The organism is Paenibacillus sp., assembly GCF_035645235.1.
GTDB lineage: Bacteria > Bacillota > Bacilli > Paenibacillales > YIM-B00363 > Paenibacillus_AE.
Genome location: NZ_DASQMZ010000047.1, coordinates 57,280 through 68,038, shown reverse-complemented (window position 1 = coordinate 68,038; position 10,759 = coordinate 57,280). Strand labels below are relative to the sequence as shown.

Below are 10,759 nucleotides of genomic sequence, written 5' to 3'. Positions count from 1 at the left end.
CCTCCCCGGAAAGCCCGGACGGCCGGAGCTGAATGGATTCCGAAAAATAAAAGAAGGATTGTCCCCGGTACGCGAACAGCGTCCGGGACAATCCTTCTTCCTTTTACATCGCTTCGCCTTCCACGATCAACCGCCCTCTCGTGACGTAGGCGTTGACGTTTTGAATCGGCCGATGAATGTATTCTTCGGTGCGGCCGATGCAAAGCTTGGCCATATAAATGCGATGCGCGGAAATTCGTTTGTTCGACCGGATGACGGCTTCGCCGCCGCTCTGGCCGCCGACGGACATTAACGAGATCATCCCTCCGGCCTCCAGCTCCCCGCCTCGGCAGACGGCATATGCGCCTTTATACACGATGCAGTTTCGCGCGAACAGCCGGCTTTGGAACGTTCCTTCGTTCGTCACGACGATATCCCCGTTCGACTTGATCGTCGAACCGTTGCATTGCGCGAATTCGATCGCGACGTTCGCCTCCTGCATAAGCTCGATCGTCTCGAACGATTCCTTCGTCAACGCCGCGAGACGCTGCAAGGGCTCCAAGGCATCCAGCGCCAGAAAATCTCGGGCATTCGCGAACGCCTCCAAGTGCCTTCGCAAGTCGGCCCATTCCTCGGTTTCCAACTTCCGAATTTGCGAAACCGTCGACAACGCCTCCCGGACCGCGTCCGGCAAGCCGGCATACTTGGTTTGCACGAGCGTAGCGACGATTTGCCCGATTTGGGCGGTCCTCCCCTTCTCCCGCACGATCCGCGCGAGCTGCGCCGCCGCAGAGACGACCTGCTCCAATTGTTCGCTTAACGCTTTCGTCTGCGAGTATAACCGATTGTATACGACGCCGAAGTAACCGGAGTACAGCGAGCTGTTCGTCGCGTTCCCGTGAATGTAGATGCTTCCCGTCGCCGCGATCGAGGAGCCGTACACATTCCCGAAGACGTATACGTTGCCGAGCGACTCGATGATCATGCCTTCCAACACGTTGCCGTATACGACGACGTCCCCGGAAAACAAAATATTGCCGCTGCTCAAATCGACGTCGCCGTAAATGACATGCTCCGTCGTAATCTCGAACCGCTTCGCGTGCTCCCCCGACATCTTCGGACGGCCGGCTTTCCGCGCGAACACTTCCCCGGAGGCCGTAATGTCGACATGCCGTCCGGCGCGAATCGGGATATCGGCGGGCGGCTCGGGCAAGATCGGTTGATTGTACACGTTCCTGCCGCTTCGGCCCGGCACGGGCGCGGTACGCACGGCGATTCGGTCGCCGGCGCTCGCCTGCGGGATGCGCAGGTGGTTTTTGAAGTCGATGGCGCCGCCAAGCTCGCGGAATACGCTCTCCACCTTCTCCGAGAAGAAGAGCGTCAGCTCCGCGTCCTTGGACGGTACCGGCTCGATCCCCTGCGCGATCAAGACGGGCTCGAAGGAAGGGGCGGAAACCTCTCGAACGATCGCAGGAAGGCTTAAATTATAGGCGATGCCGAGCTCCTGGATTTTCGCGATGACGGCGGCGCTGGACAACGTCTCGACGATATTCCCCTCATCCTCGACGCCTTCCACCGATAACCGGGCGGCAGGTCCCGTCTCTTTCAGCTTCCATCTGCCCCTCGTGCGCTTGCGGACGCGCAGAAACGCTCGAAGCCCGTCCGGCGTAACGTCGATCTCGAACAATGGCGGCTCCTCGATCCGCCAGGTCACCCGATCCCCCTTCTGAAGAGGCGTCTTGCCGTCGACCGGCACGCCGTTCACGAACAGCCGGACGGGCGGCACTCCCTCTACCGCGACGTCCCCGGGCAAATACGCTTCATCGTAATGAATCGATATGTCCCCGTTGACGACTGCCGCCCGACTGCCCTCTCCCGCGGACGCCTCTTGGCGATCTTCCTCCCATGCGGCCTCTGCCGACCGACCCTCGCCGAGGTAACGGATCATCCGCAGCAGCTCTTCGTCCGTCATGCCGCGATCGTTCATGCTTGCATCACTTCCATCGGCTTCCGTCGCATTCGCTTTGCAGCCACCTTTCCAATGGATCCGCCGGCAGAGGGCGCGAAATATAGAAGCCTTGCGCTTCGTCGCAGCCCCAGTCCAGCAGCGTGTTCCATGCGCGCTCGTCTTCTACGCCTTCCGCGACGACGCCCATTCGGAGATTGTGCGCGAGCTGAATGATCGATCGAACGATAACGGCATTGTCGTTGTCGTCGGCCATCTGCAGGACGAACGATTTATCGATCTTCACCTGCGAGACCGGCAGCTGCTTCAAATACGCGAGCGAGGAGAAGCCTGTGCCGAAATCGTCGATCGCCAGCTTTACGCCTCTCGACTTCAGCTCCTCTAAGATCACCATCGCGCGAATCGTATCGGTCATGAGAAAGCTTTCCGTAATTTCCAGCTGAAGCTTGCATTCTTTGAGATCGTAGGACCGGAGCAACCTGGACACCAGCTCCGGAAAATCTTGATCCTGAAGGCTTCGGACCGATAAATTTACGGCGACGCTCAGATCGACGCCCCGGCTTTCCCATTCTTTGCATTGCCGGATCGCTTCTTCCAGTACCCAGCACGTCAACGGATGAATCATGCCGACTTGCTCCGCGAGCGGGATGAAGTCGGAGGGAGCGATCATGCCGTGCTCCGGATGTTCCCACCGGATTAACGCTTCCACGCCGGTAAGCTCGCCGGTTCGGAGGCGAATTTTCGGCTGGTAATGCAGTCGGAACTGCCCCTTCTCGATCGCTCCCCGCAAATCGCCCATCAGCGTTAAATAATAAGGGTCGTTCTCGTCGGACTGTCTGTCGTATAACGCGAAATCCATGCCTCGCCGCTTGGCCTGGTACATCGCGACATCGACGCAGCGCATTAACTCGTCCGGCTCTTCCCCGTGCTCGGGACTGAGGGCGATGCCCATGCTGACGCCGACCGCCAAGGTCACGCCGTGAATCACTCTCGGCTGCTCTATGGATTGAACGATCGTTCGCGCGACGTCCGCCGATTCCTCGGAGCCGACGGATGGCAGCAGCGCCGCGAATTCGTCGCCGCCGAGTCTCGCGACGAGCGCCCCTTGATGCTCCAGGCTGCGCAGCTCGCGGCTGATCGTGCGCAGAAATTCGTCGCCGTACGAGTGTCCCAGCGTATCGTTGATCGTCTTAAAGTGATTCAGATCGAACATGAGCAGCGCGAACGGCTTCCCTTGCAACGAGCGAATCTCCTCGTACAGACGCGTACGGTTCGGCAGCCCCGTCAGCGTATCGTGCATCGCCATATACCGGAGCTTGGCCATCTGCGCTTTCCGTTCCGTGATGTCCCGGATCGTGCAGGCGTACAGCAGACGCTCCTCTACCTGCGTCTTATGAATTTGAATTTCGGCCGGGAACGACACGCCGCCGCTCGCGAGCGCCTCCAGCTCGAAGATGTGGCCGCGGCGATCGCCGCCGTCCGCGTCTTGGAGATACTCTTGGAAAATCGATTGGCGGAACAGGCGCTCGACGCTCGACCCCAGCAGCTCCTCCTGCGCGTACCCGAACATCCGCCGCACGGCGGGATTCACCGACGTGACGACGCCTTGATCGTCGAACGTAATCATCGTATCCAGCGACGTCTCTCCGATGACCTTCGCCATCGCTTCCGCCCGCTGCAGATCGGAAGCGAGACGAAGCAGCCGGCCGTTGGCCAGCTCCAGTTCCTTCGTTTTCTCGTTTAACAGCTTCGTCTGCTCCAGCAGCCGTTTCCCGTTCAGATGCATCTCGATAAAGCTGTCGACTTTAGACTTCAGCACGTCGGGGTCGAACGGCTTAAAAATATAATCGATCGCGCCGAGCGTATATCCGAAATGGACGTGCTCCGGATCCTGGTTAATTGCGGTAATAAAAATAATCGGCGTATGTCGGCTGCGATCGCGGGCTTTAATGAGCTTGGCCGTCTCGTACCCGTCGATGCCCGGCATCTGGACGTCGAGCAAAATCAGGGCGAAATCCTCCCGAAGAATTTGCCGTAACGCGGCTTCGCCGGAATCGCATTTATATAAGGAAACGTATTTAGATGATAGCAGGGCATCCAAAGCAACCAAATTCTCGGGACGGTCGTCCACAAGCAACACATTGATTTTCTCGCCAGACGTAACGTTCATGACTTTCTCCTTCCCTTGGAAAACGTTACTTTTTCGGCTTCGCGCTCAACCAGACGCGCAGCAACGCCAATAACTTGTCCGAATCGACCGGCTTGACGAGATAGTCGGACGCTCCGGCTTCGATGCTCGCTTCCCGGTCCCGCTTCATCGCTTTCGCGGTCACGGTGATGATCGGGAGCGCCGCATACTGCGGCATGCTCCGAATGCTTCGAATCGCTTCGTACCCGTCCATCACCGGCATCATGACATCCATGAGTACGAGATCGATGTCCGGATGATTTTGCAGCGTTTGAATCGCGACCGAACCGTCCTCCGCGAACAACACTTGAATGCCGTAAGACTCCAACCGGGCCGAGATCGCGATCACGTTCCGAATGTCGTCGTCCACGACGAGGATCGTGCGGCCGGCGAATTCGGCGACTCGCTTCTCGGGAGGCGCCGGGCGGGCCGCTGCTTGGACCGCTGCTTGTTGCGCTTGCGCCACGTCAACTACCGGCGCCGCGCCGGAAGCTTGTCCGAACGAGTCGGACCGCGTTTCGGGCGGCGACAGCTCTTCCCGCCGCCGCTGCTCGAACGGCTCCGCCTCGACAGGCAGCTCGAACGTAAATACGCTTCCCGCGCCCGGCTCGCTCTCCAAAGTAATTTCGCCGCCCAGCAAGCCGGCCAGCTCCCGGGAGATCGACAGCCCCAGCCCCGTCCCCCCGTACTTTCGCCGAATCGATCCGTCGATTTGTACGAATGCCTCGAAGACGCTCTCCTGCTTCTCCTTCGGGATGCCGATGCCGGTATCCGCGACAGCGAACGCGATCCGCGGGACGCCGTCCTCCCGCTTCGTCGTCCGGATCGAGCAAGTCACGCTGCCGCGATCCGTAAATTTGAACGCGTTGGACAACAAGTTTCGCAGAATTTGCTGCAAACGCAACGGATCGGTGCGAATCGATTCGGGGAGTCCGTCGGCGACGTCGAGGCGAAGCTCCACGCCCTTCTGTTGCGCGAGCGGCCCGAAATTTTTTCTTATGAACGCCTCGATGTCGCGGATCGAAATTCGTTCCGTCTGCATTTGCATCTTCCCCGACTCGATGCTCGCCAAGTCTAAAATTTGATTGATGAGCGCTAGTAAGTCGTTGCCCGAAGAGTACATCGTATTCGCGAATTCGACCTGCTTTTCCGTCAAATTGCCGTCCTTGTTTTCGGATAGCAGCTTCGCCAGAATCAACATGCTGTTCAGCGGCGTTCGCAGCTCATGCGACATATTGGCCAGAAACTCCGATTTGTACGTGGAAGCCGTTAGCAGCTGTTGTGCATGCGCTTCCAGGTTTTTCTTCGCTTTGGCCGCTTCCTCGGCCTTTTCTTCCAAATCCGCATTCAAATCCTCGAGCTGGGCCTGCTTCTCTTGCAGCTGTTTCTCCGATTGCTGAAGCGCCGCGGTTTGTTCCTCGAGCTCCGCGTTCGTTTGCATTAGTTCTTCCTGCTGCGCCCTCAACTCTTCCGCGTATTGCTGAAGCTCCTCGGTTAAGTGTTGCGATTTTACGAGCAGCGAGGCGATCCGCTGTTGATTTTTCGCCTTATTGAACAACATGCCTGCGCGCGGGCAAAGCTGCTGAAGCAACGCGTCCTGCTTGTCCGACAACGGGGAGCGCACCGCGATTTCCAGCAGCCCCTCCACGGCGGAGGCGCTTTGGATCGGAAACAGATATACCGCGGCCGCGGTTCGCTCGATCAAGCCGGTCGTAATTCGGAGCTCCCGGGCCTCGACCCCGTCCAGCACTTGCCTCTTCCCGGTACGGATCGCGTCGCCGGCAAGCCCGTCCCCCGGAACCAGCACCCGCTTCAGCAACGGAACGGATTCCTCGGGAACCGCATGCGTCGCGGTCAGCTCGTACCGTTCGTCGTCCGCGGCCGAGACGTAAACTACTCCGCAGTTCGCGCCGATGGCAGGCGTCAGCTCGCGGATCAGCCGCTCCGACAAATCTTTCACGTGATCCGATTGCTGCAATTCGCCGATGATCCGATCTAGATGCGTATGAATCCATAAATTTTCTTCGTTTTTGAGCGACAACGTTCGAGATTCGTTGTACCGCTCCTGCAGCGTATCCGCCATCCGATTGAACGATTGCGCGACGAGGCCGATTTCGTCTTGAGCGGCGTAGGGAACCCGTACCGAAGAATCCATGTCTCCCGCGGCGTACTCGTTCATGACGAGCGACACGCGCCGCATATTTCTCGCGATCGAACGCGTAAAGAAGAACGTGATCAAGCTGCCGAGCAGCAAGATGACCGCCGCCAATATGACGATCCCGCCCGCGGTATCCCGATATTCCTCCTCCAACGTTCTTGAAGCTTCCTGCATCGAGTACCGGCTCGATTCGGTCAAGCGGTCGATGGCGGCGAACAATGGATCTTGATGCTGCGACGCTTCTTCCGTCAGCAAGATCGACGCTTCGTCGGTTCGTCCCGACGTCGCCAGTTCCATAACCCGTTGCTGGAAGGCGAGGTAGGCTCCCCCTGTACGGCGAATCTCGGAAACCGCCACAGCCGTCTGCGAATCATTGGCCAATCGCTCCATCTCCGTAAACCAGCGAACCGCGGATTCCTGCGCCGCCGCCATCTTCCGCAGCTCCGCTTCCTTCACCGCCTCGGATTTCGCTAGGATGTAGTTCCGCATGCTTCGTGCTATAATACTCAAATCGTGCTCGATCGCGGCGGCCGTCGTCGTCTTCGGGTATTCCGATTCCGTGACCCGCTTCGCCATGTCATGGAAGTGAGCCACGCTTCCCAGCGCGATGACCGTCAATAATAGCAGGCAAATCGCAACCGAACCGTACCCAATAAATAGCCTTGCGCCAATCTTCATAGTAAGTTCCTTCCCTACCGGATAAAATATAGTTCGTGCGAAACCTGATCGGGACAATTGTCCCAATTTTTCGACAGCATCGTTCGCGATTCGCGAACTTTCTCCAATTATATTCCCTGCCGCTCTTCGTTATCAATTTAATTTTTTAGGGAGAGTTCCAGATGTCCGTCTTTGCGTCTAGGCTGAAAGAAATCCGAAAGAAGAACCGCATGACGATGCCCGAGCTCGGCCGGCGCATCGGAGTCGCCAAGAGCACGATCGCCGGCTACGAGAACGGAGACCGCGAGCCCTCGCTCCGGATCGTCGCTTCCATCGCCCGGGTATGCAACGTGTCGTCGGACTATTTGCTCGGGTTGACCGATCTCCTCGACCCGGCGCCGAAGAAAACCGTTCGGCCGGCCGGAGGCTTCCATTGGAAAGGGGAGCCGCTGACGGAGGAGGAGCTTGAACTCGTGTTGTCCCTGCTGCAAAAAACGCAGACGTCCGCCGGAACCGATGCCGGCCCCAAGGCGCTGCCGAAATGAGGGATCCCGAATGCAAACCATCATCGCTTCCCTTCGTCACCATCGACTGACGAAGGAGACCCGTCGCCTACTAGGAATGACAGGAGCGATCAATTCGCAAGACGCGGACATTTCCAATCATCTCCTTCGGTTGTATCGTGAGGAACTGATCGGCGCGGAGCAATATATCTATATCGAGACGAAGCTGCTTTTGAATCGATTTTGCCTCGCCGCGGAGCGGCTGTTTCCGGCTCGAGACGTATCGATGGGCGTTTATTTTTACGACGCTCCCGCGAAGCGACTATGGTCCGGGGGCGGACCGAACGTTCCGCCCGGTTACACGGAATATGCGAACGGATTATCCGCGATCCCCGACATCGTCCTTGGCGATACCCCGGTATACGTGAACGGCGTGCTGCCGATCGACGACGTCGACTCGTCCGAGCATGTCGTGGCGTTAAATCACCGACGGGAATTGCTCCGCTCGGGCATTTCGTCCTTCTGCGCCGTCCCCCTCACGCACGAAGGGAACATTATCGGACATGCGAATTTATATTCGCATCGCCCGAAAGTATGGAGCCCGCACGAAATCATGCTTATTAAACACCAGGCGAGGGGCATCGAAAGCAAGCTGCTCCAGGCGAAAGCCCGATTCATTCAGGCGGCCGCCGTGATGTAACCATAATCCGGAGGAGTTGCGTTGCCATGACGTTACCATGCGCCCCCTTCGTCCTGCCGGCGGAGCCGATGGGGCCGATCTCGCGGGAGGACATTCCGGAAGGGCCGGATTGGGGCTACCAGCTGAAGTGGGACGGCGTCCGCGCCCTCTCGGTCGTCCAAGACGACGGCCTAGTCGAGCTGTATTCCCGCAAACTGCTGCGCAAGAACGAGGTGTATCCGGAGGTCGTGCGCAGATTGCAGCAGGTGCAAGGCTCGTACGTGCTCGACGGAGAGATCGTCGTCTTCGACGCGGCGCTCGGCCGCCCCGTCTTCCAGCAGGTGCTCCAGCGGGAACGTACCCGCACCGCGGCGACGCGCGCGGCCAGCGCCGCGGCCCGCCCCGTCTCCTACGTGCTGTTCGATCTGCTGGCGGCGAACGGCGAAGATCTCCGCAGCCGCCCCTACGCCGAACGGTACGCCCGGCTGCGCGAGGCGTTCCCGCCGACCGGCGACCCGTCCTTGTTCGTGACGGACCTATTCGACGACGGCCCCGCGCTCTGGCGCTGGGTCGAGGAGCGCGGCTGGGAGGGCATCGTCAGCAAGCGTCTCTCCGCCCCGTATGCGGAAGGCAAGCATCACCGCGACGCGTACAAGAAGCGAGCGATCCAACGGTACGACGCCTTGTGCGTCGGCATTACGTTCCGCGACGGCCGGGTGGCCAGCCTTGCGCTGACCTATGATGGCGCGTACTTCGGCCGCGCCTCCCTCGGGCTGAACGGCCGCAGCCGCGCGGCCCTCGCCGCCTACGCGGGGGCGCACCGCGCCGCGGGCGCTCCGTTCGGCGGCGGGGCGCCCGCCGACCTGAAGCGCGAGACGGTCGTATGGCTCGACCGTCCGTTCCCGATCGCCGTCACGGGACTGGAGGTGACGGCCGACGGGCTGCTCCGGCATCCGAAGCTGGCCGACCCGCCGGCGCTGGAGCGATTTCTCGCCGCCTCGCTCGCCGGCCTCCCCTGAGGAACGGATTCGTTCGTTCCTCCCCGCCCTTTTCCCCCTATTCGATTCCCTCTGCTCCGTCCGCGGTCCGGGCCGTCTTCCGCGGAGCGGAGGAACAACTATTGGCATACTCGAACCCCCGCTTCCGGGGCAACCTATTCGTTACATACCATCATCCGGCATCGCCGAACCCTACGGGCGTTCGTATCGGGAGTGAGGTTGTTATGGGACTTAATCTTTTATGGATTGTGCTGTTAATCGCGTTAACGGCATTCTTCGTCGCGACGGAATTCGCGATTATCCGCTTGCGATCGAGCCGGGTGGACCAGCTCGTCATGGAGAACCGCAAGAACGCGCTGGCCGTACGCAAGGTGACAACTAACTTGGACGCCTACTTATCCGCCTGCCAGCTCGGCATTACGATCACCGCGCTCGGCCTCGGCTGGCTGGGCGAGCCGACCGTGGAGGAACTGCTCCATCCGCTGTTCCAAAGCCTCGGACTCGCCGAATCGGTCTCGAAGCTGCTCAGCTTCTTCATCGCCTTCGCCGTCATCACGTATCTGCATGTCGTCCTCGGGGAGCTCGCGCCGAAGTCGCTCGCGATCCAGAAGGCCGAGCAGGTGTCGTTTTGGTTCGCCGTGCCGATCATCTGGTTTCACAAGCTCATGTATCCGTTCATCTGGCTGCTGAACGGCTCGGCGAATCGGTTCATCCGCATGTTCGGCCTGAGGCCCGCGAGCGAAAGCGAAGAAGCGCATTCCGAGGAAGAAATCCGGATTATCCTGACGGACAGCTACGAGAGCGGGAAAATCAACAAAACCGAATACGGCTACGTGAGCCGCATTTTTACGTTCGACGAGTTGACCGCTAGGGAAATCATGGTGCCGCGCACGGACATGGTGTGCCTGTATCTCGAGCAATCGCTGCAGGAAAACATCGAAATCATCTGGCGAGAGCAATATACCCGCTTCCCGGTCGCGCAGGGCAGCAAGGACAATATCATCGGCTTCGTCAACACCAAGAAGCTGTTTCTCTCGTACCGGAACAATCCGGAGTTCGATTGGACGTGCGTCATTCAGCCGGCGCTGACCGTCTCCGACGCGACGCCGGTCAAGGCGCTGCTGAAGACGATGCAGCAGGCGCGCGTCCACATCGCCATCCTCGTCGACGAGTACGGCGGCACCGCGGGTCTGATTACGATCGAAGACATTCTAGAGGAGATCGTCGGGGAAATCCGCGACGAATTCGACGCCGACGAGCGCAAAGAAATCGAGACGCTGCAGGAAGGCTTTCACTATATCGTGGACGGCACGGTGCTCCTGTCGGAAATCAACCAGCTGCTCGGCACGCATTTGGAAAGCGAGGACGTCGACACGATCGGCGGATGGGTGTACAGCGAGGCGCCCGACCTCGAGCCCGGACAGACGCGCGTCAGCGGAGACATCGAAATTACGGTGTTGGAAAAGGAAAAGCATCGCATTCGCAAGGTCGATATCAAACGGTTCGCGGAAACGCTCGAGCCGGAATCCGCGCAAGGAAAGTAGATCCATTCGAGAGCTCCGGCATTCGCCGGAGTTTTTTTCTTGCACAAATGTATACGTTTGTATACAATGGATGTTATTACACGGAAT

7 protein-coding genes are annotated in these 10,759 nt (G+C 59.3%); 4 read left to right on the top strand and 3 right to left on the bottom strand.

Translation table 11 applies throughout. The features are described from left to right. Positions 1-103 precede the first annotated feature (103 nt). From VEZ38_RS04200 to VEZ38_RS04190, 3 genes are read right to left on the bottom strand one after another with little or no spacing between them, the layout of a single operon-like run. A complete protein-coding gene (locus tag VEZ38_RS04200) occupies positions 104-1,966 on the bottom strand; it encodes a flagellar assembly protein A (RefSeq protein WP_324892090.1) in 1,863 nt (620 codons plus the stop codon). 7 nt (positions 1,967-1,973) lie between these two features. Then, positions 1,974-4,115 (bottom strand): EAL domain-containing response regulator, encoded by a 2,142-nt coding sequence (locus VEZ38_RS04195; protein ID WP_324892089.1) that lies wholly within the window; start codon positions 4,113-4,115, stop codon positions 1,974-1,976. 25 nt (positions 4,116-4,140) lie between these two features. Further along, on the bottom strand, positions 4,141-6,969 hold the full coding sequence (locus VEZ38_RS04190; RefSeq protein ID WP_324892088.1) for an ATP-binding protein: 2,829 nt from the start codon (positions 6,967-6,969) through the stop codon (positions 4,141-4,143). Positions 6,970-7,130: 161 nt separating this feature from the next. On the opposite strand from VEZ38_RS04190, the gene VEZ38_RS04185 reads away from it, so the two are divergent. The 4 genes from VEZ38_RS04185 (at position 7,131) to VEZ38_RS04170 (ending at position 10,672) form a co-directional block, all read left to right on the top strand. Further along, positions 7,131-7,493 carry a helix-turn-helix transcriptional regulator gene (locus VEZ38_RS04185; RefSeq protein ID WP_324892087.1) on the top strand — a complete coding sequence of 121 codons (363 nt, stop codon included), beginning with the start codon at positions 7,131-7,133 and terminating at the stop codon, positions 7,491-7,493. Between the two features lie 10 nt (positions 7,494-7,503). Continuing rightward, positions 7,504-8,151: a GAF domain-containing protein gene (locus VEZ38_RS04180; protein ID WP_324892086.1), complete on the top strand. Its 648-nt coding sequence runs from the start codon at positions 7,504-7,506 to the stop codon at positions 8,149-8,151. Positions 8,152-8,177: 26 nt separating this feature from the next. Beyond that, entirely contained in the window at positions 8,178-9,149 is a 972-nt protein-coding gene (locus VEZ38_RS04175) for a DNA ligase (RefSeq protein ID WP_324892085.1), read from the top strand. 203 nt (positions 9,150-9,352) lie between these two features. Further along, entirely contained in the window at positions 9,353-10,672 is a 1,320-nt protein-coding gene (locus VEZ38_RS04170) for a hemolysin family protein (protein WP_324892084.1), read from the top strand. Positions 10,673-10,759: the final 87 nt, after the last annotated feature.